Origin of the sequence: Micromonospora sp. L32 (genome assembly GCF_052068055.1) — a bacterium.
GTDB classification, from domain to species: Bacteria; Actinomycetota; Actinomycetes; order Mycobacteriales; family Micromonosporaceae; genus Micromonospora; species Micromonospora purpureochromogenes.
Window position 1 is genome coordinate 15,249 of sequence record NZ_JBQHDD010000020.1, and the last position, 21,845, is coordinate 37,093.

Below are 21,845 nucleotides of genomic sequence, written 5' to 3' on the forward strand. Positions count from 1 at the left end.
GACACGGTCAGCCGGCCTCGGTCAGCCGGCCTCGGTCAGCCGGCCTCGGTCACCGCCGGCCGCTGCGCGGCGGCCTCGTCGGCGAGGTCGCCCGCCTCGGCCGCGGCCCAGAAGTCGACCAGCAGTCGGTGGAACTCCTCGGCCCGTTCGATCTGCGGCATGTGCCCGCACTCGGCGAACAGGTGGGTCCGGGCCCGGGGCAGCCGGGCCCGCGCGGCATCAAGGTGCCCGGCGGGGAGGATCAGGTCCCGGTCGCCCCAGACGATCAGGGTCGGCACGTCGAGCCGGGAGACCTCGGTCAGCAGCTCCTCGCGCCACTGCGGGCGGACGCCCCGGAAGGTGCCCAGGCTGCGACACGTCTCCAGCATCACCCGGGCGGCGTACGGCTGGCGGGCCACCTCCAGCGCGTAGGCGATCCGCTCCTCGGTGGCGAACGACGGGTCGTGAAAGAGGGAACGCTCGACGCGGCGGGCCATGGACCGGTTGGGGTGCAGCAGCAACCGGCCGAACGGGCGCAGCGCGAGCACCCGCAGGACGACGGCGACCTCCTGGCCGAACCCGGCGCTGTTGACCAGCGCGAGGCTGGCCACCCGGGCCGGCTCGGTCACGGCGAAGCGCATCGCGACGGCCCCGCCGAGCGAGTTGCCGACCAGATGCGCGGGCTCGTCTACGCCGACCGCGTCGAGGTAGTGCCCGACGAAGCGGCCCAGCGCCGGCAGGGTGCACGGCTCGGCCATCGGCAGCGAGCCGCCGTACCCGGGCAGGTCGACGCTGTGCACCCGGAAGCCGCGGGCGAGCAGCTCGTGCTGCTCGGTGAAGTCGCGCAGGGTGCGCCCGATGCCGTGCAGCAGCACCACCGGCGGCCCGTCGCCGTCGACCCGGTGGCGCACCCGGCGCCCGTTCACCGTGACGTGCCGGGGGCGCGGGTCGGTCGTGGCGGTCATGCCCGCTCCCCCGTGGACAGCTCCGGCGCGGTCGCCGTGGGCGTTCGGCCGGCCTGGCGCGCCGGGTCGGCGGCGCCCCGGTTGAGCCCGGCCACCAGCACCCGGTGGTACGACGCGGGGGCGACCCGGGCCAGCAGGTCGGGCAGCTTCGCCGACCAGCCGATCAGCACCCGGCCGCGCCGCCGCTCGACGCCGCGCAGGATCACCTCGGCGGCCTTCGCGGGCGGGATGGAGAGCAGTTTCTCGAACTGCCGCAGCCCGGCCTCGTACTCCTCGGGCGCCACGCCGCTGCCGATCCGGGCGTTGCGGGCGATCCGGGTGGCGATGCCGCCGGGGTGCACCGAGGTCACCCCGATGCCGTCGTCGGCCAGCTCGTGGCGCAGCGCCTCGGTGAAGCCGCGCACGGCGAACTTGCTGGCCGAGTAGGCGGCCTGGCCGGCGGGGGCGATCAGTCCGAAGAGGCTGGAGACGTTGACCAGGTGGGCGCCGGGCTCGGCCTTCAGCGCCGGCAGCAGGGCGTGGGTCAGCCGCACCACCGCCCGGAAGTTGATGTCGACCACCCAGTTGAACTCGTCGAGGGTGACCTGGTCGAACCGCCCGCCGAGGGCGACCCCGGCGTTGTTGACCAGCAGCCGGATCCGGGGGTGCCGGGCCCGGATCTCCTCGGCGACCCGGTCGGTGGCGGCCGGGTCGGCCAGGTCGACCAGGTGCGTGTCGACCTGCCGGTCGGGGTGCGCGGCGTGGATCGCCGCCGCCACGGTGTCGAGCCGGTCGGCGTCCCGGTCGAGCAGCACCAGGTCGGTGCCGCGCCGGGCCAGCCCGTGGGCGAGCGCCTCACCGATCCCGCTGGCGGCGCCGGTGATCACGGCGGTTCCGGCGGGGAAGACGAACCTTCGCACGGCGTTCTCCTTCTGCGGTGCGGGTGGCGGAGCCCGGGTCAGGCGACCGCGTCGGCGGTACGGGCGCCGGCGGCGGCCGGCGCGGCCCGGGAGAACCGGATCCCCTCATCGACGAGCCGGCCGCGCTTCATCAGCAGCACGTCGCGGGCGTAGTTCTGGTAGAGCCGCCAGGGGGCGCGGGGACCCTGCTTGGGCAGCGAGTCGACGCTGCGCAGCACGTAGCCGGACTTCAGGTCGATGATCGGCTCCAGCTCGCCGGAGTCCGGCGGGACCGGGGTGACGACCTGCTGCCCGGTGGCGTCGAGGTGGCGCAGCAGCCGGCAGACGTAGGTGGCGACCAGGTCGGCCTTCAGGGTCCAGGAGGCGTTGGTGTAGCCGATCGTGAACGCGAAGTTGGGCACGCCGGAGATCATCATCCCCTTGTACGCCACGGTCTGCCCCAGGTCGACGTCGACGCCGTCCACGGCGAGGGTCATCCCGCCCAGGGCGAGCAGGTTGAGCCCGGTGGCGGTGACGATGACGTCGGCCGGCAGCTCCTCGCCGGAGCCGAGCCGGACGCCGCGCTCGGTGAACGTGTCGACGGTGTCGGTGACCACCGATGCCCGGCCCGCCCGCACCGCCTGGAACAGGTCGCCGTCCGGGACGATGCAGAGCCGCTGGTCCCAGGGGTTGTAGCGGGGCGAGAAGTGCCGGTCCACGTCGTAGCCGACCGGCAGCCGGCCCTTGGCGGCCCGGCGCAGCAACGACCTGACCAGTTTCGGCGCGCGCCGGCTGAGCTGGAAGTTGGCCGTGCCGAGCAGCACGTTCTTCCAGCGCACCACCGGGTACGCGGCCTTCGCCGGCAGCCAGCGCCGCAGCGCGTCGGCGACCACGTCCCGGGAGGGCAGCGACATGACGTACGTGGGTGAGCGCTGGAGCATGGTGACGTGGCCGGCGCGTTCGGCCATCGCGGGGACCAGGGTGACCGCCGTGGCGCCACTGCCGATCACCACCACCCGCTTGCCGGTGTAGTCGAGGTCCTCCGGCCAGTGCTGCGGGTGCACCAGCTCCCCACTGAACCGCTCGGCCCCGGGGAACTCGGGCGTGTAGCCGGCGTCGTAGCGGTAGTAGCCGGAGCAGGCGAAGAGGAACGCGCAGGTGAGGACGACGTCCTCGCCGGTGTCGTCGCGGTGCGCGTGGACGGTCCACCGGGCGCTCGCGCTGTCCCACTCGGCGCGCAGGACCCGGTGGCGGAAGCGGACGTGCTCCTCGACGCCGTACTCGCGGGCGGTCTCGCGCACGTAGCTGCGGATCGCGTCGCCGTCGGCGATGGCCTTCGGGTCGGTCCACGGCTTGAAGGCGTAGCCGAGGGTGAACATGTCCGAATCGGAGCGGATGCCCGGGTAGCGGAACAGATCCCAGGTGCCGCCGATCGCGTCGCGGGCCTCGAGCACCGCGTACGTCTTGTCCGGACAGTTGCGCCGCAGATGGCAGGCCGCGCCGACGCCGGACAGGCCGGCTCCGACGATGAGCACGTCGACGTGGTCGGAGGCCATGGCAACTCCCTGGCTGAGGCGGTGGACGGACCCTATCCACCACCGTCGACGCCCGTCAACACTCTGTCGAGAGCAACCGACACCCTGTCGAGCGCGTGTAACATCGGCGTTCATGACGACCGTCCGTACCTCCACCGGCGCCGCAGCCGGGCGCGGACGACGGGCCGGACGGTCCGCGGGCGACGACCGCGAGCTGGCCATCCTGGCCACCGCCGAGCGGCTGCTGGAGCAGCGCGCGTTCGGCGAGATCTCCATCGACGACCTGGCCCGGGGCGCGGGCATCTCCCGGCCGACCTTCTACTTCTACTTCCCCTCCAAGGACGCGGTGCTGCTGACCCTGCTGGACCGGGTCACCGAGGAGGCCGACACCGCCGCCGGTGACGTGCTGGTCCACCTCGCCGAGAACCCCCGGGCCCGGTGGCGGGAACTGATCAGCCGATTCCACGCCACCTTCGGCGGCCACCGGGCCGTGGTGCTGGCCTGCGCCGAGGTGCGCGGCACCAACGCCGAGGTGCGTCGCCTCTGGGCCCGGGTGCTGGAGCGGTGGGTGCAGGCGGTGGAGGCCGCCATCGAGGCGGAACGCCGCCGGGGCGCCGCCCCACCCGGCCTGCCCGCGCGGGACCTGGCGATCGCGCTGAACTCGATGAACGAGCGGGTCTGGTACGCGACCTTCGCCGGCGACGGGCCGGCGGTGGCCGAGCGGGACGTGGTGGACGTGCTGCTCGACGTCTGGCTGACCGGCATCTACCGCACCACCGATCCGGGCTGACGGCGTGGCGGCCCTGCCGCCACGCCCCCGACCCCTCAGCCGGCCCGGGTGAAGTCCATGATCCAGTTGGTCTCCCAGGTCGTCCCGTCGTCGATGGAGAATGCCTGTTCCCACCGGCAGGAGGTGGCGGTGATCCCGGACCAGACGAACCGGCACCGGATCGGGCGACCCTCGTCGCTGTCGTCGGCGTAGAAGGTGCCCACCTGATCGGTGAACCCGCCAACGACCGGGGGCAGTTCCAGCTGGCCGCGCTGGCTGTGCATCCAGTAGATCGACCACTGCGCGGAGACCGGGTCGAAGATCCGCACGGTGGCACCGGAGAAGCCCCTGGTCGGGCAGGTCATCTCGTCGAAGCTGCCCGCGCCGGCGAAGAACCGGTGGGCGACCATGGTGGCGGGGAACTCGTCCCAGTCGTCGCTGCCGACGTGCCGCCGGGTGAGGCGACGGTTGGCGACGTCCCACCGGCCGGCCAGGAAGTCGAAGTCCCCGCTCACCGGCCCACCGGTCCTTCCGCCCGACTGTCGGCCAGGTACCCGGCCAGGTCCGGCAGGTCCGGGGCCAGCACGTGGCGGACCCAGGCGGCCCGCTCGTGCTCGAGCACGCCGAGTTCCCAGACGCAGCCGACCCCGGGCCGGTCCAGCGGCACGAAATGCGCCGGGTCGTCGTCCGGGCAGCGCAGCGCCGGCTGCCCGGCCACCGCGATCCGGCACTCCACCACGTTGTCCCAGAACCAGGTGTACGCCAGCAGGTAGGCGCCGGTGTCCGCGCCCCGGTGCAGCACCACCCAACCGGCCGGCGGGGTGCCGCCGTCGGGCGGAGGCAGCAGGCGGGGCAGGAAGGCGTACGCGGCGCGCTCCACCTCCGGCGTGAGGCGCGGCTCCGGCTGGTCGATGTGGTAGCGCTTGAGCTGCCGCCCGGCGACCGTGACCGGTCCCGGCGTCCGCAGCTCCTTGTCTCGGAAAGCCATGCCGGGACGGTAGACCCGATCTGCTGACAACTAGTGTCAGCGGAATGCGCGCCAGTCGCCTGCTCTCGGTCCTGCTCCTGCTCCAGACGCACGGCCGGATGACCGCCGCGGCGCTCGCCGAACGGTTGGAGGTCTCCACCCGCACCATCTACCGGGACGTCGAGTCGCTGCACGCCGCCGGCATTCCGCTCTACGGCGAGGCCGGGCACGCCGGCGGTTACCAACTGCTCGACGGCTACCGCACCCGGCTGACCGGGCTGACCACCGAGGAGGCCGAGCGGCTCTTCCTCGCCGGGCTGCCCGGTCCGGCCGCCGAACTCGGCTACGGCGCCGTGGTCGCCGCGCTGCAACTGAAGCTGGACGCCGCGCTGCCGGCGGCGCTGCGGGACCGGGCCGAGGCGCTCCGCCAGCGATTCCACCTGGACACCCCGGGCTGGTACTCCGACGGCGACGCCTCGCCGTACCTGGCGTCCACGGCGGACGCGGTGTGGCGGCAGCACCGGCTGCGCGTGCACTACCGCAGCTGGCGCGGTGAGCGGACGACGGTGCTGGCGCCGTACGGGCTGGTGCTCAAGGGCGGTCGATGGTACGTGGTCGCCGACGGGGGAAATGGTCCAGCCAGCTACCGGGTCAACCAGATCCTCGACCTGACCGCCCTGCCGGAGACCTTCGAGCGGCCGGCCGGCTTCGACCTGCCGGCCTGGTGGCGGGCCCACGTCATGGATTTCCGTGCCCGCCTGCACCGGGACGAGGCGGTGATCCGGCTCTCCCCCGCCGGCCGGGAACGACTCCGGGACATCGGCAGTGCGGTGGTGGTCGCGACGGCCGAGGCGGGCGCGGGCGCCCCCGACGCCGATGGATGGGTCACCACCGTGGTGCCGATCGAGTCGCTGACCCACGCCCACGGCGACCTGCTGCGGCTCGGCGCCCAGGTGGAGGTTCTCGCCCCGACCGAGCTGCGCGACCTGCTGGCGGAGACGGCGGCCGGGCTCGCCGCCCTCTACCGGACCGCGACCGCCCCGTCATCGGGGCCCTGCTTCCCGGAAGTGGCGGCCTCGACGCCGGGCCAGCGACCACGTCCCTGACGTCACGCGGGACCCTGACGGCCGCGCAGCACCGCGCCGATCGTGGCGACGCCCTCGTCGATCTCGCTCGCGGTGTTCGCCGCGTAGCCGAGGACCAGTCCGGGCGGGTACGGGCGCTGCGCGTGCCAGGACAGCGGCTGGGTCTTCACCCCCTGGCGCAGCGTGGCGGCGGCGAGGTCGGCGTCGGGCAGGTCGCCGGCGAAGGTGACGGTCAGGTGCAGCCCGGCCGCCGCCCCGTGCACCGTGGCCCCGGGCAGGTACGCCCCGATCGCCCGGATCATCGCGTCCCGGCGGCGCACGTGCCGGCGGCGCAGCAGCCGCAGGTGCCGGTCCAGGTCGCCGGAGGTCATCAGCTCGGCCAGCACCAGTTGCGGCAGGACGGCGTTGCCGAGGTCCGCCATCCGCTTCGCCGCCACCAGGGCGTCGAGGTGGCGCGGGGGCACCAGCACCCAGCCCACCCGCAGGGCGGGGGCGAGCAGCTTGGAGACGCTGCCGGTGTAGCAGACGCGCTCGGGCAGCGCGCCGCGCAGGGCGGGCACGGGCGGGCGGTCGTACCGGTGCTCGGCGTCGTAGTCGTCCTCCAGGACCAACCCGCCGCGCCGCGCCCAGTCGAGGAGCTGGCGCCGGCGGTCGCCGTGCAGCACCACGCCCGTCGGGAACTGGTGGGCCGGGGTGAGCAGGACGGCGGGATGACCGGCGGCGGCCAGTTCCCCGACCCGTAGCCCGTGCGCGTCGACCGCGACCGGCGGGGTGTCCAGCCGCCAGTTGCGCAGGTGCTGGCGGACACCGAGCGAGCCCGGGTCCTCGACCGCGACGGTGTGCACGCCGTCGGCGTGCAGGACCTGGGCGAGCAGGCCGAGGGCCTGGGACACCCCGGCCACCACGACCACCTCCTCGGGTTCGGCGCGGATGCCCCGGGTCCGGGCCAGCCGCTGCGCCACCGCGAGCCGCAGCGCGGGAGCGCCGCGCGGGTCGCCGTACCCGAGGGCGGCGGCGTCGAGGCGGCGCAGCACCGCCCGTTCGGCGCGCAGCCAGGCCGCGCGCGGGAAGGCCGCCAGATCGGGTACGCCGGGCGTCAGGTCGATCCGCGCGGGGGCGGCCCGCAGCGCCTCGAAGATCTCGGTGCCGGGGGCCGGCCCGAACAGCGCCTCGGGCGGTGGCACTGCCGCCCTGGCCGGTGCCGCCGACGGGGTGGCCGGGGCGGCGACCACGACCGTGCCGGCCCGCCCCCGCCCGGCGACCTTCCCCTCCTCGGCCAGCCGCTGGTACGCCTCGGTGACCACGCCCCGGGACACGCCGAGCTCGTCGGCGAGCACCCGGCTGGCCGGCAGTCGCCCGCCCAGTGGGAGGCGGCCGTCGGCGATGGCGGCGCGCAGCCGCCCGGCCAGCCAGTCGGCCCGGCCACCGGGTGGGGCGGCGCCGACGTCGAGCTGGAGGAAGTCCGATCCGGCGGTTATGGACTCGTCGGATGCGCTGGCTTTGGCCCTGTCCACCGGACCATTGTGGCCGCAGGGTGGAACCCGTGAGTATCGCGTTCCTCCTGGCCACGCTGGTCGTGGTCGCCACCCCGGGCACCGGGGTCGTCTACACCCTCTCCGCCGGGCTGTCCCGGGGACGCCGCGCCGGGGTGATCGCCGCGTTCGGCTGCACGGTGGCCGTGGTGCCGCACCTGGCCGCCGCGTGCACCGGGCTCGCCGCGCTGCTGCACGCCAGCGCCCCGGCGTTCCGCCTGGTCCAGTACCTCGGCGTCGGCTACCTGCTGTACCTGGCATGGTCGACCTGGCGGGACCGCTCCGGCTTCGCGGCCGGCGACGCCGCCGCCCGCCCGGCGCACCGGGTGATCCTGTCGGCGGTACTGGTCAACCTGCTCAATCCCAAGCCGACCCTCTTCTTCGTGGCGTTCCTGCCGCAGTTCGTGCCGGCCGGTGGGCCCGGCGCGACCGGCCGGATGCTGACCCACGGGGCGGTGTTCATGCTGGTCACCTTCGGGGTGTTCGCCGCCTACGGCGGCTTCGCCGGCACGGTCCGCGACCGGGTGCTGGCCCGGCCCCGGCTGACCGACTGGCTGCGCCGCGCCTTCGCCGGGTCGTTCGTCGCGCTCGGCGTCTCCCTGCTGCTCGCCGAGAGATAGGAGTTCCATGCGTTTCCACCACGCCCCTGGCGTCCGGTCGGCGCATCCGACGCTGGTCGCCGGCGTACTGACCGCCGACGGCGTCACCCCGGACGTCGCGGTGGACGGGCGGGTCGCGCACTTCGCCGGCCTGGCGCGGCAGCGGTTGGCCGCCGGCGCCGAGAGCGGATTCCCCGAGATCCGGGCCTGGCGGCGCGCCTTCGCCGCGATGGGACTGCCGCCGACCCGCTACCGGTGCGCCGCCGAGTCGCTGCTGCGCCGGTTCCGCCGGGACGGCGAGCTGCCCCGGCTCCACCCGCTGGTCGACCTCTGCAACGCGGTGTCGCTCGCGTACGCGATCCCCGTCGCGGCGCTGGACGTGACGCGGGTCGACGGCGACCTGGCCGTCCGGCCCGCCACCGGCGAGGAGGAGTACGTGACCCTCAGCGGGGACGTCGAGCGTCCGGAGCCCGGGGAGGTGGTCTTCGCCGACGGGGCGGGACGGGCGCACTCCCGGCGGTGGACCCACCGGCAGAGCGGCTGGTCGGCGGTGCGCGACACGACCGGGACCGTGCTCATCGTGGCCGAGGCGCTGCACGATTCGGCCGGCCGGGACGTGCCGGCGCTGCTGGACACGCTGACCGCGGAGCTGGCCGCCGGCTGGCAGGTCGACACGCGGGGCGCGGTGCTGACGGCCGCCGCACCGACCGTCGACGTACCCGGCTGAGGTCCCCCGGCGTTCCCGGCGGGGACCGGCGTCCGCCGCCCCGCGGCGACATCCGGCAGCGGAGCGCCGCGGGGAGCGGGCCTCGGCCCGGACCAGGACGGCGCGTCATCCGACGACGGAGCCGGCCACGGCGCCGCGAACAGGGTCGCCACGGCCAGGCCGCGACCCGGCACGTGCCCGTGCCGCCGTCCGCCGTGGCCGGCACCGCCCCGTGCGCCCTTGCGGCGTGTCGCGGTATCCGGCCCCCGCGACACCGCGACACGCCGCAATCCGCGTAGAGCCGGGACAGCGACACCGCGACACACCGCAACTCGGGCAGGGCCGGATGGGGACCCGGCAGCGCGGTCGGGGCGCACCGACGCCGGGAGCCGGCGGCGACGCCGCGAGGACGCCACGGCCGGCCACGCTCGGGTCAGGCCGTCTCGCCGGGCGCGAGGTAGCGGTAACCGTCGCCGAGCGTCTCGGCGAACCAGCCGTTCACGCTGGCCAGGCCCCGCTCGTTGAGCTGCGCGTCGTGGATCGGGTGGGTGCGCGCCGCGGCGACCGCACGGGCGAACCCGATCGCCTCGGTCAGCTTCAGCCAGGAGGCCTGGGCCGGCACCAGCAGCGTCCGCACCGGCTGCCCGGGCAGGTGCAGGGAGTCACCCGGGTGGTAGACCTCGTCGTCCACGACGTACCCGAGGTTGGCGCAGTCGGGCTGGCCGTCGTGGATGCTGGCGTGCCGGCCACCCACCGCGGCGACCGCGAAGCCGGCGGCGGTGAACCGCTGTCCGGCCCGTACCCGCTGGACCGGCAGCGTGGGCAGGGCGGGAAGCTCGGCGCCCTCGGGTGCGAAGACCGGTACGCCGAGGCCGGCCAGCCGCAGCACGTCGATGTGGTCGGCGTGTTCGTGGGTGACCAGGACGGCGTCCGCGCCCACGAGAGCGGCCGGCTCGCTCCAGGTGCCCGGGTCGACGACGAGCACGCGACCGTCGCGTTCCAGGCGTACGCAGGCGTGGGTGTACTTGGTGATCCGCATCGGACGGACGCTACCGCAGCCCTGCTCGACGTCGCTGTCCGTGCCCCGAGCAGCACAGATTGATGTATTGACATCAAAAGGCAACCCGTCAGTAACATCTGTCACATCGGAGTACCGAGACCCCCGTCGACCGACGTCCGACCACCAGTTGGGCGTCGGTCCGCGCACACCCCCCTTCCCGCGCGGGCATCCGAGAAAGACAGACGACCATGAGGACGTACATCAGCAGGTGGCTGTTCGCGGTGGCCGTGGCGGTCGCCGCCGTCGCCGTCGCACCCACCCCCGCACAGGCCGCCGCGTACACCCCGTCGAGCAACCCGATCCTGTTCGTGCACGGCTGGAACAGCAGTGCCAGCACCTGGAACACGATGATCAGCCGGTTCCAGGCCGACGGCTGGCCGTCGAGCCGGCTGCGCGCCTTCTCCTACAACACCAGCCAGTCCAACGCCACCACCGCGCAGCAGGTCGGCCAGGAGGTCGACAAGCTGCTCGCCAGCACCGGCGCGACGACGGTGGACATCGTCACCCACTCGATGGGCGGACTCTCCTCCCGCTACTACCTGAAGAACCTGGGCGGCGGGGGCAAGGTGGACCGCTGGGTCTCCCTCGGCGGCCCCAACCACGGCACCAGCTCCGCCAACGCCTGCTACAGCACCGCCTGCACCGAGATGCGGGTCGGCTCGACCTTCCTGGCCAACCTCAACTCGGTCGACGAGACCCCCGGCGTCCCGACGTACGGCACCTGGCGGTCGAACTGCGACGGCGTGATCAACCCCGTGGACAGCACGGTGCTTGCCGGGGCGAGCAACACGCTGGCGGGCTGCGTGGCACACAACAGCCTGCAGAGCAACGCCACCATCTACGGCCAGGTGCGCGACTTCGTCAACCCGTGACGGCGGTGGGGCCGGCGGTAGCGCGGACCCACGCCGCAGGCCCCCCCGGGGGGGTCAGCCTCGGGTCGTGCCCCCGTCGTCGTCCATGATCTCGTGGAACTCCGCCGGGGTGATCTCCCCCTCGCGCAGCCGCCGGGCGTTGGCGGCGAACTTGCCGATCGCCGCGCCCCGGGCGGACTCCGGCGTCGCCGGAGCTTCGTCGGGCTCGCCGTGCAGCCGGCGCAGCGCGTCGGCCAGCCGGGCGTCGGCGGCCGGGCCGGTGCCCCAGTCGCGGGCCAGCTCGACGGTGCGGCCGAGGGTGTCGGCACCGGGCCGTTCGGCGGCGAGAACGGTCCGCATCATGCGGTGGAACGTGACGGCCAGGGCGTCCGCGTCATCGGCGATCATGGGAGCAACCTAGCGTCCCGGTGCGACAGTTCCGGCCGCCGGACAGCCGTGGCGGGGGCATGATCGGGGGCATGGACCGAGGACACCGCGCCGTCCCGCACACCGCCGACGTGCGGATCGAGGCGTGGGCGCCGGACCGGGAGGGCTGCCTGGCCGAGGCGGTCGCCGCGCTGGTGCAGACCTTCGTCGACACCACCGGCGCCCACCCGGACGGCGAGACGACGGTCGAGCTGCCGGCCGACCGGGACGAGGACCTGCTGGTGGGGATCCTCGACGAGGTGATCTTCCGGTTGGAGACCGAGGGCACGGTGCCGCTGGTCACCGAGGCACAGCCGAGCCCCGACGGCCTGCGGGTGTGCTGGCACACCGTCGGCACCGACGCGGTGGAGCTGGTCGGCGCGGTGCCGAAGGCGGTCTCGCTGCACGAGCTGCGGTTCGCCGGCACCGACTCCGGCTGGCGCTGCGCGGTGACCGTGGACGTCTGACCGGCTCAGCCCTTCACCACGCCGAGCGGCACCAGCCGGGCCACCTTCCGGCACAGGCCGGCCCCCTCGGCCGCCGCCACCACGGCGGTGACGTCCTTGTATGCGGCCGGCATCTCCTCGGCCAGCCCGCGCCGGCTGGCGCCCCGCACCGCGATGTCCTGCGCCTCCAGCTCCCGGCGCGGGTCGTGCCCGCGGACCGCCTTGGTGGCCTGCTTGCGGCTCTGCACCCGGCCAGCGCCGTGGCAGGTGGACGCCCAAGCCGGCGAGCCGGCCACGCCGGTGAGCACGTACGAGCCGGTGCCCATCGAGCCGGGGATGAGGACCGGCTGCCCGGCCGGGCGCAGGTCGTCGGGCAGCTCGGGGTGTCCCGGCGGGAGAGCCCGGGTGGCGCCCTTGCGGTGCACGCAGAGCGGCCGGGGCGTCCCGTCCACCCCGTGCGTCTCGATCTTGGCGAGGTTGTGCGAGATGTCGTACACCAGGTCGAGGTCGCAGCCGGTGACCCGGGCGAAGACCTGCCGGGCGGCGTGGGCGAGCAGCTGCCGGTTGGCCCGGGCGTAGTTGGCCGCGGCGGCCATCGCCCCCAGGTAGGCCCGGCCCTCGTGGGACGAGACCGGCGCGCAGGCCAGCTGCCGGTCGGGCACGTGGATGCCGTGCCCGGGCATCACCTTCTCCATCTCCCGGACGTAGTCCGTGCAGATCTGGTGGCCCAGTCCGCGCGAGCCGGAGTGGATCATGACGCAGATCTGGCCGGCGCGCAGCCCGAAGGCCCCCGCCACGGCCTCGTCGTAGACCTCCTCCACCGCCTGCACCTCGAGGAAGTGGTTGCCGGAGCCGAGGCTGCCCACCTGGCGGGCGCCGCGCTCCACCGCCCGCTCGCTCACCTGGGCCGGGTTCGCGTCGCCCACCGCGCCGTAGTCCTCGCAGCGGTCCAGGTCCCGCTGGACGCCGAAGCCGCGCTCGACGGCGTACCGGGAGCCGCCGCGGAGCACGGCGTCGAGCTCGGCCCGGTCGGTCAGGTGCCACACGGCGCCCTTGCCCATGCCGCGCGGGGTGGACTCGCTCAGGCCGTCCATCACGGCGTCCAGCCGCGGGCGCAGCGCGGCCCGGTCCAGGTCGGCGGTGAGCAGCCGCACCCCGCAGGAGATGTCGAAGCCGACCCCGCCGGGCGAGACCACTCCCCCGTCCTCGACGGCGGTGGCGGCGACCCCGCCGATCGGGAAGCCGTAGCCCCAGTGCACGTCCGGCATGGCGTAGGAGGCGCCGACGATGCCGGGCAGGGTGGCCACGTTCGCCACCTGCTCCAGCGACTTGTCCGCCCCGGCGTCCGGGAGCAGAGGCCGGGACGCGAACACCACTCCCGGTACCCGCATCGGGTCGTGCCGGTCGATGCGGAACCGGTACGGCGACTCCTCGACCAGGTCCATGACCCGCCGCCTACCCGTCGCGCGGCGCGGCACACCTGCCGGGATTGGGCCGACCCGGGCGGGGTAGTGCGCGAGCATGCCGCAGCGATACGAGAACTACCCGAAGGTCGCCATCGTCACCGGCGCGGACTCCGGCATCGGCAAGGCCTGCGCCGTCGCCCTCGCCGAGGCCGGCTTCGACATCGGCATCACCTGGCACCGGGACCGCGCGGGCGCGCAGCGCACCGCCGCAGAGGTCGGCGCCCTGGGCCGCCGCTGCGAGGTCGCCGAGCTGGACCTGACCAGGCTGCCGGAGGCCGCCGCCGTCGTGGACGAGCTGGCCGACCGGCTCGACGGGATCGGCGTGCTGGTGAACAACGCCGGCACCGGGGCGTCCGCCCCGTTCGTCGACACCGGCTGGGAGCAATGGCGCGAGGTGCTCTCGGTGGACCTGGACGGCCCGTTCCTCTGCTCGCAGCGGGCGGCCCGGCGGATGCGCGCCGCCGGGCGGGGCGGTCGGATCGTCAACATCACCAGCGTGCACGAGCACGCGCCCCGGGTCGGGTCGGCCGCGTACTGCGCGGCGAAGGGCGGGCTGGGCCTGCTCACCCGCGTCATGGCGCAGGAGCTGGCCGCCGACGGGATCACCGTCAACGCGGTGGCCCCCGGCGAGATCTCCACCCCGATGACCGGCCAGGAGGACGTCGACCCGTTCACCGAGGACCGTCCGGGCGTACCGGTGGGCCGGCCCGGCGACGCGCGGGAGGTCGCCGCGGTGGTGGCGCTGCTCGCCTCGCCCGCGGCGGCGTACGTGACCGGCGCGTCCTGGCCGGTGGACGGCGGCATGCTGCTGATGGGCCCGCAGGCCGGCTCGCACCTGCGCTCGGACGACTGGCGCTCGGTCTGAATCGTCCGGGGGTGCCCGGCCGGGGCGAACGACGACGTGCGGCCGGCGCCGGCGGGTGGTCGGCAACACCGCGGCAACTCATGGGTCGGGCCGGAGACCATGTCGCGGCGGACCACCGCCCTCCCGGCGCACGCCGGCCCAGGTTGTCACACCTGACGTCCTCCGGAGCGCAGGCGGTGTAACAAATCGTGACGCTTCGCGTTCACACCGTCCACCTAGGGTTCTCGACGGCCCGGCCACACGACGGACGGGCCGTCCACCGGCCCCGACCCGGGGTCCCGCAACGGAAGGACGTCACGATGCCCTTCGCCCGACGCGCCGCCGCCACGGCGGCCGCCCTCGCCGTCGCCGTAATGACCGCCCAGGCGGCCCTGCTCCCCCAGGCCGCCCAGGCCGCACCCCGATCCGGCCCGGAGACCCCGTCGGTGCTGCTGCTCGACATCGACCGGCCCGGCACCGCCGAGGACCGCTCGGCCGTGCTGGTCTGCGGACCGACCGGCGGCACCCACCCCGACGCGGTCGCCGCCTGCCGCACCCTGGCCAGCGTCGACGGCGACCTCTCCGCCCTGTCGGCCGACCCGGGCCCCTGCACCTTCGACTACGCGCCGGTCACGGTCCACGCCTGGGGGTTCTGGCAGGACCGGCCGGTGACCTGGTCGAAGTCGTACGAGAACCGGTGCCTGCTGCTGCGCGGCACCGGCGCCTTGTTCGCCTTCTGACCGGATCGGCGCGGCGCCCGTCCCTGGGGAACGGGCGCCGCGCCTTTCGGTCACGAGACGAAGCCGAGACCGATCAGAGCCCTCCCCCGGGCGGCCCGGGCACCCCGCTGGCGGACAATGGGTACGCCGGCCCGGGCGACCCGGGCGGCAGACGAACCAACCAGTGGGAGACCGGTCAGCGTGTCCGAAACACCCCGAGGCGGCACCGAGCTGCGCGCCGACTGCGCCCGCTGCGTCGGGTTGTGCTGCGTCGCGCCGGCCTTCGCCGCCTCCGCGGACTTCGCGCTGGACAAGCCCGCCGGGCAGCCCTGCCCGAACCTGGGCGCCGACTCGCGCTGCGGCATCCACCCGCAGCTGCGCGAGCGGGGCTTCCCCGGCTGCACCGTCTTCGACTGCTTCGGCGCCGGCCAGCACGTCACCCAGGTCACCTTCGGCGGGCGGGACTGGCGGGACCACCCGGCGACGGCGTCGGCCATGTTCGCCACCTTCGCCGTGGTGCGCCCGCTGCACGAGCTGCTCTGGTATCTCACCGAGGCGCTGGCGCTGACCCCGGCGGGGGCGCTGCGCGACGAGCTGCGGGCGGCCGTGGACGAGACCCGCGGCCTCAGCGCCGGCGGCGCCGACGCGCTGCGCGACGTGGACGTCGACGCGTACCGGGGGCGGATGAACCCGCTGCTGGTGCGGGCCAGCGAGTTGGCCCGGGCCGGCCACGACGGCGTCGACCGGCGGGGCGCGGCGCTGCTCGGCGTCGACCTGCGCGGGGCGGACCTGGTGGGAGCGAACCTGCGCGGCGCGTGCCTGATCGGCGCGGACCTGCGGGGGGTGCGGCTGCGGCTGGCCGACCTCACGGGCGCGGACCTGCGCGGCGCCGACCTGCGCGGCGCGGACCTGTCCGGCGCGCTGTTCCTGCACCAGTCGCAGCTCGACGCGGCCCGCGGCGACCGGCGCACCGTGCTGCCGCCCGCGCTGCACCACCCGCCGCACTGGTCGGGGCTGGGCATCACCCCGGTCGGCCGTCCCCGCCCGGGCGGGACCCGCGCCGCGGGCCGCCCGACCGCCCGGCGCAAGCGCGACCCCCGCCGCTGACCGGCGCGTTTGCCGGCCGGCCAGACGGGCAGGTAGGTCGGTATGACGGATGAACAGCGCACCGACCGGGCCGACTCCGACGAACCGGACGGCACCCCCGCGTACGAGGCGTCCCTGCGCCCGCCGGGCGACTCGCTGCGCAGCACGGACGACACCGGCGACGACTTCGCGGACCTGCCCGCCGAGGAGCACCTCTCGGCTCGGGACACCAGCCGTGCCGGCTACGACGTGGACGCGGTATCCGGCACGGCCGACCCCTCCCAGGAGGAGGCGGTCAATCCCCCCACCGAGCGGTGACGGCGCCCCGACCCGGGTCGGGCCCGGCCGGCGGCGTCCGGCCGGGCCCGACGACGTAGCGGGACGGCGCGAGACGCCCGCGGATCATCGAGCTCTTCCTGGCCGACCCGACCGCCGCGCACGGCTCGGTACGCGGCTACGCCGGCGACGCGCTCGGCGACGAACCCGCCCTGGTCAGCGCCCTGCGCGAGCGCCCGCCGGAGCGCTGAGCGGCGCAGCCGCCCGCGCCTCGGTCATCCCCTTGTTGGCCAGCGCGTCCGCCCGCTCGTTCTCCGGGTGGCCGTTGTGCCCCTTGACCCACAGCCAGGTCACCTCGTGCCGGGCGCAGGCCGCCTCCAGCCGCTGCCACAGGTCGGCGTTCTTGACCGGCTGCTTCGCCGCCGTCAGCCAGCCGTTGCGCTTCCACGACGCCAGCCACCCGGTGATGCCGTTGCGCACGTAGGTGCTGTCGGTGTGCAGCCGCACGGTGACCGGTCGGGTCAGGCTCTCCAGCGCCTCGATGGCGGCGGTCAGCTCCATCCGGTTGTTGGTGGTGGGGGTGGCCTCGCCGCCGCAGATCTCCCGCTCGTGGCTGCCGTAGCGCAGCAGCGCGCCCCAGCCGCCCGGGCCGGGGTTGCCGCTGCACGCCCCGTCGGTCCAGATCTCCACGACCCTGCCGTCCGCCGCCTCCACCATGCCGCAGAACCTACCGGGTACGGGCGGGCGGCGACCCGGGCGGCCGGTCCCGGCCCTCTGCGTCACCACATCCCGCCGTGGTCCTGTTCGCAGTCGACGAAGAGTTGGAGCACATCGAGCGACCCGGCGTACCAGCCGTCGACCTCGGCCCGGGAGAGCCCCTCCTCGTGGTGGCCCAGGGTCTCCCCGTGCCGCAGCCGCGTGACGATGACCCGACAGGTGCCGGACTCCGGGCTGCGGCCCTCGCCAGCGGCGAAGTCTTCCCAGAACCGGTCGACCACACGCGTGTCGGGCACGAGGACCAGTCCCCCGCCGGTGAAGACGGCCACCGGGTCGACGTCGACAGGGCCGACGAACGACCGGAGCAGGTTGCAGCCGCAGGTCCCGTCGCTCCAGTCAGAGTCGGCGAGTTGCCGGTAGCCCTGGCCGACGGTCAGCTGGTCGGCGTAGGCGACGGCGTGGGCGTTCTCCGGGCGCAGCAGCAGGAACGCGCTGCCGGCCACGAGTCCGCCGCAGCAGAGCAGCGCGACGGCCACCGTCGCGGCGACCAGCCCGATCAGGTGTCCACGCCGCATGTCCGTCCCCGTTCCCGACCGTCCCGGCCGGTCGCGCCCGGGTGACCGGGCCGGCCGAAGACCGGTGGCGGAAGCGCGCCCGCTGGGCAGCCTCACCACCGTCACCCGGGTGGTGATCGCGACCTACGAGCCGGTCTGACCCGCCCGGTCCGGGGCCGTACCGACGGGTCCCGGCTGGGGCCGCAGCCGGGCGCGCAGCCGGCCGACGGCGTCACCGACCACTGCCGAGGTCATCGGCAGCAGCGGACTGGACCGCATCACCGCCAGGTCCTCCGCCGGGCTGGTGGCGCCGTCGAGGAAACGCAGCACCCGCGGCGCCGGGTTGCGGTCGAAGAGCCGGTCGAAGAACTCCGGGCCGCCGACCGCCCCGCGGTCCAACGCCCGCAGCGCGACGGCGTCCATCCACCGGTGCCGACGCGGGTACGCCGGCCGGGGCACGGGGGCCCGGCCGGCGGCCAGCGCCCGGGCCACGTCCTCGGCCTGTCGGTGCATGGCAGAGAAGGTGAACCCGGTCGACGGCCGAGTGGCCCCGCCGGCAGTGCCCAGCCGCACCACCCTAAGCGACGGCCGGCTGTCGAACGGGGCGTCGGTCATCGGGATCACCCCGTCCTCCACCTCCCGCACGGTCAGCGCGGAAAGGTCGAGGCCGAGCAGGTCGGCGTAGCCGCGCAACGCGGCGTCGTAGCCGGCATCGGGCAGCCGTCGCGGGGAGAACTCGGTGTACTCGACCAGGGCGTACCGGTCGCTGACCGGCAGCACATAGCCGAAGGAGACACCCCGCGCCGGCTGCGGAGTGCGGAAGTCCATCAGCACCGCCCGGCCCGGGTCGAACACCGGCCCGGGCGACTCCAGCCACCAGCCCCGGAAGTGCTGCAACCAGCTCGTCCGCCCCGCCCGCCGGGGTGGCCGGGGGCGGGAGTCCAGCACCCACCGGGCCCGCAGCAGCGCCGCGCCGTCGGCGTCCCGGACGGTCACCGACCCGCCGTCGTCGTCGAGGGCGCCGACCGCCGCGTCGACCCGGGTGGCGCCGAGGCGCCGCTCCGCCTCGGCGGCCCGCTCGTAGACCGGCGCGGAGCGCAGCATCGCGTACCGCAGCGGGGCGAGGTCGAGCCGGCGCCGCCCGGCCGGCGTGGTCACCTCCACCTGCCGCCAGCTCGCGCTGAGCATCGGCTCCAGGTCGGTGCCGGGCGTACCCCAGAACGCCCAGGTGCGGTCCTGGCCGCGCTTGCGCACCGGGTCCACCACGGCGATCCGCAGCCCACGCAGGTCGTGCCGGTCCAGCGCGGCGAGGACCAGGGAACCGGCGCCGCCACCGCCGACGACCGCTAGGTCGACGTTGTCCACCCGACCACGCTGTCACACCGTTGCGAGTCAGTGAGCATGAGTAAGCTCACGCCTCGCAGTCGTCCGTTGCCGGACGACGGTCCCGGTCTTGCCCGCCGGGGCGGTGCCGGGTTGACACTTCGTCGCCACCGGCCCACCGAGGCGGGTCTTACGGTCGGCTCCACGTCCGTTTACGGTCTCCGGGCCACTCCCGGCGACCACGAGCTGGGCGAGGTTGCGGGCGGCGTTGACGTCCCGATCCAGGACGAGGCCGCACGGGTCGCAGGTGAATCTGTGGGCGTGCAGCGGCAGCTTGGCTTTCACCGCGCCGCAGCCCGAGCAGGTCTTGCTGGATGGGTACCACCGGTCGGCGGTCACGAGCCGTCCGCCGTTCCAGGTGGTCTTGTAGGCGAGCTGTCGGCGGATCTCGCCGAACCCGCAGTCGGAGACCGCCTTTGCGAGGCGCCGATTGCGGAGCATGCCCGCGACGTGCAGGTCTTCCACCACGATGGTGCCGTACTGGGCGGCCAGTCCGGTGGTGAGCTTGTGCAGCGCGTCGCGGCGCTGATTCGCCACGCGGGCGTGTGTGCGGGCCAGATCGGCGCGGGCGTGGTCCCACCGCTTCGACGGCCGCTGTCCGGTGCGCCGGTCCGGGCCGACCTTGCGGGACACCGCGCGGGCCATGCGCCGCAGCCGGCGTGTGGCGCTACCCAGGTGGCGTGGGTTGGCGAACAGTTCGCCGGTGGACAACACTGCTAGGTGGCGCACGCCGACGTCGACGCCGAGCACCGCGTCCGGGCGGGCCGGGGCGCGTTCGGCGCGCTTGACTTCGCAGGTGAAGGCCACGAACCAGCGACCGGCCTGCGGGCGCAGGGTCGCGGATAGGATCCGGGCGGTGCCGGCTTCGAGGCGACGGGCGAGCTTTCGGGCCGACTCGTGCAGCTTGATTCGGCCCAGACGGGGCAGCGTGACATGCATGCGGTCGGCTTCGACGCGGATGGTGCCGGTGGTGAAGCGAACGCTCGGCGTCGTGCGCCGCTTCGACCGGAACCGGGGGAAGCCGACCGGGCGACCAGGACGTTGCCGGATCGCGAATCCAACCAGTTGGTCAACGCGCGGGCCAGTGCGTCCAGGCCGGTGTTGTACGCCTCCTTGGAACACTGCGCCCACCACGGCGCCACCTCGCCCTTGGCGGCGTTCCAAGCCCGGCGCAGAGCCGGCAGGTTCCAACCGATCGACTGGGTCAGCTTCTCGTCTGCGATGCCGTAGGAGCGTTCGGCCGCGCGCTGGTCCATGACGGCCTTGACCCGGGCCAGGCCCCAGTTGAACGCCACCCGGGCCGCCCCGGCGTGCCGCAACACCTCCCGCTCCTGTGCGGGAGTGGGGTCGAGGGCGAACCGGTACGCCTGAGTAACCGTGAGGCTCACGGCTGCTCGCTTGCGGTGGCCACCGCCACCGCCATCGCCGCCCGGCGTGCCGCCGACCGTCGCCCGTACCGCCGTGCGCACAACGAGGTGAGGACCTCGGTCACGTCGAACCGGATCAGCCAATCGCGGTGCTCCACGACCAGCACACTAACGGCCGGGTCCGACAACAGACCGGTCAGCTTGCGGCGGTGTCCGTTCATCCCGGACCCGACCTCCGTGACCACCTGGTCGACCGACAGGCCCCGCTCGGTCGCGCCAGTCACCACCCGCCCGGCCTGCCGCTCCAGGTCATCACGCTGGTCAGCCGACGACACCCGGGCATACGCCACCACCCGGCCGCAACAGTTGGCAGCCCCCGGCCCCCGCCGGGCGGAGCCCCCACGGCGCGCCGCCCGGCCGGTACGGTGCCTCGGCATGAGCAGCACGCCCGCCAACGCCCTCACCGCCCGCTGGGCCGCCCTGATCGACGACCGGCAGACCGTCCTGTCCGGCGCCGGGGCGTACCCGCTGCTGGCCCTGCTCGCCCGGCACGCGGCGGGTCCGGCCCGCGACGAGCTGTCCGCCGTCGCCCCCGACGCCACCCCCTACGACCTGGCCGCCTCCCCCACCACCCGGCTGGCGCTGGGCTTCTGGGCCCGACGCGACCTGCGACTGAACCCGGCCTGGCTGCGCGCGGTCCCCGCGTCGACGCGGGGTGAGCTGACCGGCGACCGGGCCGTGGATCAGCCCGTGCTGGACCGCTGGGCGTCCACCCACACCGACGGGCAGATCCAGCAGATGCCGATCACGGTCACCCCGGACACGGCGCTGGTGCTGGCCAGCGCCCTGTCGGTGCTGACCGGCTGGGCGGCGCCCTTCCAGGAGGGCTGGTGCGAGCCCCGGCAGGGTCGCTGGCAGGGGCGGCGGCTGATCGGTCTGCACCGGTACGGCGGCGACCCCCGGGCGTTGCGGGTGGCCGACACCCCGGCCGGACCGGTGAGCCTGCTGACCGTCGCCGGTGAGGCGGACGTCGACGTGGTGCTGGCCCTCGGCGAACCCGGGCGCCCGGCCGGTGCCGTGCTGCCGGCCGCGATCCGCGCCCTCACCGGCGGCCCGACGCTCCCCGACACCGCCGGGCCCGGCGTCACCGAGGAGACCGTCGAGGCGTTCGACGACCGGCCGCAACTGGCCGTGCACACCGTCGCGTTCCGCGTCGACGCCGACCACGACCTGCTCGACCGCGCCGACCTGTACGGGCTCGCCGCCGCCACCCGCCGCGACGCGGACAACTTCCCCGGCATCGCCCCGCTGCTCTACGTCTCCCAGGCCCGGCAGACCGTCACGGCCGAGTTCAGCGCCACCGGCTTCCGCACCGCCGCGGTCACCGCCATCGCCATGGCACCCGGGTCCGCGCCACCCCGGCACCGCGCACGGGCACGGCGGGTCACCCTCGACGTCGACCGCCCGTTCGGGTTCCTGGCCGTGCACCGCCCCACCGGTCTGGTCCTCGTCGCCGGCTGGGTGACCGAGCCGACTCCCCACTGACCGGGCGGCACACCGGTCCGGGCCGGCGCGTAGGTTCGTACCGGCACAACCTGGAACGACCAGGGCACGGACGGGAAACCGGGGGGACAC

At 74.8% G+C, this 21,845-nt stretch carries 26 protein-coding genes and 1 pseudogene; 12 read left to right on the forward strand and 15 right to left on the reverse strand.

All coding sequences use genetic code 11. From position 1 onward, the window contains the following. Positions 1-35: 35 nt before the first annotated feature. The 3 genes from ACTMTB_RS30575 to ACTMTB_RS30585 are packed head-to-tail and all read right to left on the reverse strand — an operon-like array spanning position 36 to position 3,378. A complete protein-coding gene (locus ACTMTB_RS30575) occupies positions 36-944 on the reverse strand; it encodes an alpha/beta fold hydrolase (RefSeq protein ID WP_441149600.1) in 909 nt (302 codons plus the stop codon). Beyond that, complete coding sequence (locus ACTMTB_RS30580) at positions 941-1,843, reverse strand: SDR family NAD(P)-dependent oxidoreductase (protein WP_441149601.1); 903 nt, start codon at positions 1,841-1,843, stop codon at positions 941-943. Before ACTMTB_RS30580 ends, ACTMTB_RS30575 begins: the two co-directional genes overlap by 4 nt. Before the next feature lie 38 nt (positions 1,844-1,881). Beyond that, a complete protein-coding gene (locus ACTMTB_RS30585; RefSeq protein ID WP_441149602.1) occupies positions 1,882-3,378 on the reverse strand; it encodes a flavin-containing monooxygenase in 1,497 nt (498 codons plus the stop codon). Positions 3,379-3,490: 112 nt separating this feature from the next. Here ACTMTB_RS30585 and ACTMTB_RS30590 point away from each other — a divergent pair, with 112 nt between their 5' ends. Continuing rightward, on the forward strand, positions 3,491-4,147 hold the full coding sequence (locus ACTMTB_RS30590) for a TetR/AcrR family transcriptional regulator (RefSeq protein WP_441149603.1): 657 nt from the start codon (positions 3,491-3,493) through the stop codon (positions 4,145-4,147). A gap of 35 nt (positions 4,148-4,182) precedes the next feature. Here the strand turns inward: ACTMTB_RS30590 and ACTMTB_RS30595 are convergent, their stop codons facing one another. After that, on the reverse strand, positions 4,183-4,641 hold the full coding sequence (locus ACTMTB_RS30595; RefSeq protein WP_441149604.1) for a hypothetical protein: 459 nt from the start codon (positions 4,639-4,641) through the stop codon (positions 4,183-4,185). Continuing rightward, entirely contained in the window at positions 4,638-5,114 is a 477-nt protein-coding gene (locus tag ACTMTB_RS30600; RefSeq protein ID WP_346534039.1) for a hypothetical protein, read from the reverse strand. Before ACTMTB_RS30600 ends, ACTMTB_RS30595 begins: the two co-directional genes overlap by 4 nt. A gap of 44 nt (positions 5,115-5,158) precedes the next feature. Between ACTMTB_RS30600 and ACTMTB_RS30605 the strand changes: the two genes are divergently transcribed. After that, on the forward strand, positions 5,159-6,199 hold the full coding sequence (locus tag ACTMTB_RS30605; protein ID WP_441149605.1) for a helix-turn-helix transcriptional regulator: 1,041 nt from the start codon (positions 5,159-5,161) through the stop codon (positions 6,197-6,199). Positions 6,200-6,201: 2 nt separating this feature from the next. On the opposite strand, the gene pdxR is transcribed toward ACTMTB_RS30605, so the two are convergent. Then, the gene (pdxR, locus tag ACTMTB_RS30610) at positions 6,202-7,692 is read right to left on the reverse strand and encodes a MocR-like pyridoxine biosynthesis transcription factor PdxR (protein WP_441149606.1); all 1,491 of its coding nucleotides are present in this window, start codon (positions 7,690-7,692) and stop codon (positions 6,202-6,204) included. A gap of 29 nt (positions 7,693-7,721) precedes the next feature. Here pdxR and ACTMTB_RS30615 point away from each other — a divergent pair, with 29 nt between their 5' ends. Next, positions 7,722-8,330, forward strand: coding sequence for a LysE family translocator (locus ACTMTB_RS30615; RefSeq protein WP_441149607.1), 609 nt, complete (start codon positions 7,722-7,724; stop codon positions 8,328-8,330). A 7-nt stretch (positions 8,331-8,337) separates the two neighbouring features. Then, positions 8,338-9,036: a B3/B4 domain-containing protein gene (locus ACTMTB_RS30620; protein WP_441149608.1), complete on the forward strand. Its 699-nt coding sequence runs from the start codon at positions 8,338-8,340 to the stop codon at positions 9,034-9,036. A 412-nt stretch (positions 9,037-9,448) separates the two neighbouring features. Here ACTMTB_RS30620 and ACTMTB_RS30625 read toward each other — a convergent pair whose 3' ends face one another. Beyond that, on the reverse strand, positions 9,449-10,054 hold the full coding sequence (locus tag ACTMTB_RS30625) for an MBL fold metallo-hydrolase (RefSeq protein ID WP_441149609.1): 606 nt from the start codon (positions 10,052-10,054) through the stop codon (positions 9,449-9,451). A gap of 209 nt (positions 10,055-10,263) precedes the next feature. On the opposite strand from ACTMTB_RS30625, the gene ACTMTB_RS30630 reads away from it, so the two are divergent. Beyond that, on the forward strand, positions 10,264-10,947 hold the full coding sequence (locus ACTMTB_RS30630; protein ID WP_441149610.1) for an esterase/lipase family protein: 684 nt from the start codon (positions 10,264-10,266) through the stop codon (positions 10,945-10,947). A 54-nt stretch (positions 10,948-11,001) separates the two neighbouring features. Here ACTMTB_RS30630 and ACTMTB_RS30635 read toward each other — a convergent pair whose 3' ends face one another. Beyond that, positions 11,002-11,334 carry a hypothetical protein gene (locus ACTMTB_RS30635; RefSeq protein ID WP_441149611.1) on the reverse strand — a complete coding sequence of 111 codons (333 nt, stop codon included), beginning with the start codon at positions 11,332-11,334 and terminating at the stop codon, positions 11,002-11,004. 59 nt (positions 11,335-11,393) lie between these two features. On the opposite strand from ACTMTB_RS30635, the gene ACTMTB_RS30640 reads away from it, so the two are divergent. Continuing rightward, complete coding sequence (locus ACTMTB_RS30640) at positions 11,394-11,819, forward strand: archease (RefSeq protein ID WP_441149632.1); 426 nt, start codon at positions 11,394-11,396, stop codon at positions 11,817-11,819. Between the two features lie 5 nt (positions 11,820-11,824). Here ACTMTB_RS30640 and ACTMTB_RS30645 read toward each other — a convergent pair whose 3' ends face one another. Then, positions 11,825-13,243 (reverse strand): RtcB family protein, encoded by a 1,419-nt coding sequence (locus tag ACTMTB_RS30645; protein ID WP_441149612.1) that lies wholly within the window; start codon positions 13,241-13,243, stop codon positions 11,825-11,827. Positions 13,244-13,319: 76 nt separating this feature from the next. Here ACTMTB_RS30645 and ACTMTB_RS30650 point away from each other — a divergent pair, with 76 nt between their 5' ends. The 4 genes from ACTMTB_RS30650 (at position 13,320) to ACTMTB_RS30665 (ending at position 16,231) form a co-directional block, all read left to right on the forward strand. Beyond that, positions 13,320-14,129: an SDR family oxidoreductase gene (locus tag ACTMTB_RS30650; protein WP_441149613.1), complete on the forward strand. Its 810-nt coding sequence runs from the start codon at positions 13,320-13,322 to the stop codon at positions 14,127-14,129. Positions 14,130-14,428: 299 nt separating this feature from the next. Further along, positions 14,429-14,848 (forward strand): SSI family serine proteinase inhibitor, encoded by a 420-nt coding sequence (locus ACTMTB_RS30655; RefSeq protein ID WP_441149614.1) that lies wholly within the window; start codon positions 14,429-14,431, stop codon positions 14,846-14,848. A 180-nt stretch (positions 14,849-15,028) separates the two neighbouring features. Further along, positions 15,029-15,934 carry a pentapeptide repeat-containing protein gene (locus ACTMTB_RS30660; RefSeq protein ID WP_441149615.1) on the forward strand — a complete coding sequence of 302 codons (906 nt, stop codon included), beginning with the start codon at positions 15,029-15,031 and terminating at the stop codon, positions 15,932-15,934. A 42-nt stretch (positions 15,935-15,976) separates the two neighbouring features. Then, positions 15,977-16,231, forward strand: a complete 255-nt coding sequence (locus tag ACTMTB_RS30665) for a hypothetical protein (RefSeq protein ID WP_280840885.1) — start codon at positions 15,977-15,979, stop codon at positions 16,229-16,231. A 174-nt stretch (positions 16,232-16,405) separates the two neighbouring features. Here ACTMTB_RS30665 and rnhA read toward each other — a convergent pair whose 3' ends face one another. Beyond that, positions 16,406-16,906: a ribonuclease HI gene (rnhA, locus tag ACTMTB_RS30670; protein ID WP_441149616.1), complete on the reverse strand. Its 501-nt coding sequence runs from the start codon at positions 16,904-16,906 to the stop codon at positions 16,406-16,408. Between the two features lie 62 nt (positions 16,907-16,968). Beyond that, positions 16,969-17,481, reverse strand: a complete 513-nt coding sequence (locus ACTMTB_RS30675) for a hypothetical protein (protein ID WP_441149617.1) — start codon at positions 17,479-17,481, stop codon at positions 16,969-16,971. Between ACTMTB_RS30675 and ACTMTB_RS30680 the strand changes: the two genes are divergently transcribed. Next, positions 17,480-17,620 (forward strand): hypothetical protein, encoded by a 141-nt coding sequence (locus tag ACTMTB_RS30680; protein WP_441149618.1) that lies wholly within the window; start codon positions 17,480-17,482, stop codon positions 17,618-17,620. The genes ACTMTB_RS30675 and ACTMTB_RS30680 overlap by 2 nt on opposite strands. Here the strand turns inward: ACTMTB_RS30680 and ACTMTB_RS30685 are convergent. From ACTMTB_RS30685 to ACTMTB_RS30700, 4 genes and pseudogenes are all read right to left on the reverse strand, one after another. Then, entirely contained in the window at positions 17,605-18,825 is a 1,221-nt protein-coding gene (locus tag ACTMTB_RS30685) for a lycopene cyclase family protein (RefSeq protein ID WP_441149619.1), read from the reverse strand. The two genes, ACTMTB_RS30680 and ACTMTB_RS30685, sit on opposite strands and share 16 nt — an antisense overlap. A gap of 27 nt (positions 18,826-18,852) precedes the next feature. Next, a complete protein-coding gene (tnpB, locus tag ACTMTB_RS30690; protein ID WP_441149620.1) occupies positions 18,853-19,974 on the reverse strand; it encodes an IS607 family element RNA-guided endonuclease TnpB in 1,122 nt (373 codons plus the stop codon). A gap of 185 nt (positions 19,975-20,159) precedes the next feature. Then, positions 20,160-20,231, reverse strand: a pseudogene (locus ACTMTB_RS30695) (hypothetical protein); the annotation flags it as partial. Further along, positions 20,228-20,647 carry a recombinase family protein gene (locus ACTMTB_RS30700; RefSeq protein ID WP_441149621.1) on the reverse strand — a complete coding sequence of 140 codons (420 nt, stop codon included), beginning with the start codon at positions 20,645-20,647 and terminating at the stop codon, positions 20,228-20,230. The pseudogene ACTMTB_RS30695 and the gene ACTMTB_RS30700, both read right to left, overlap by 4 nt. Between ACTMTB_RS30700 and ACTMTB_RS30705 the strand changes: the two genes are divergently transcribed. After that, the gene (locus tag ACTMTB_RS30705; protein WP_441149622.1) at positions 20,646-21,755 is read left to right on the forward strand and encodes a serpin family protein; all 1,110 of its coding nucleotides are present in this window, start codon (positions 20,646-20,648) and stop codon (positions 21,753-21,755) included. The two genes, ACTMTB_RS30700 and ACTMTB_RS30705, sit on opposite strands and share 2 nt — an antisense overlap. Positions 21,756-21,845: the final 90 nt, after the last annotated feature.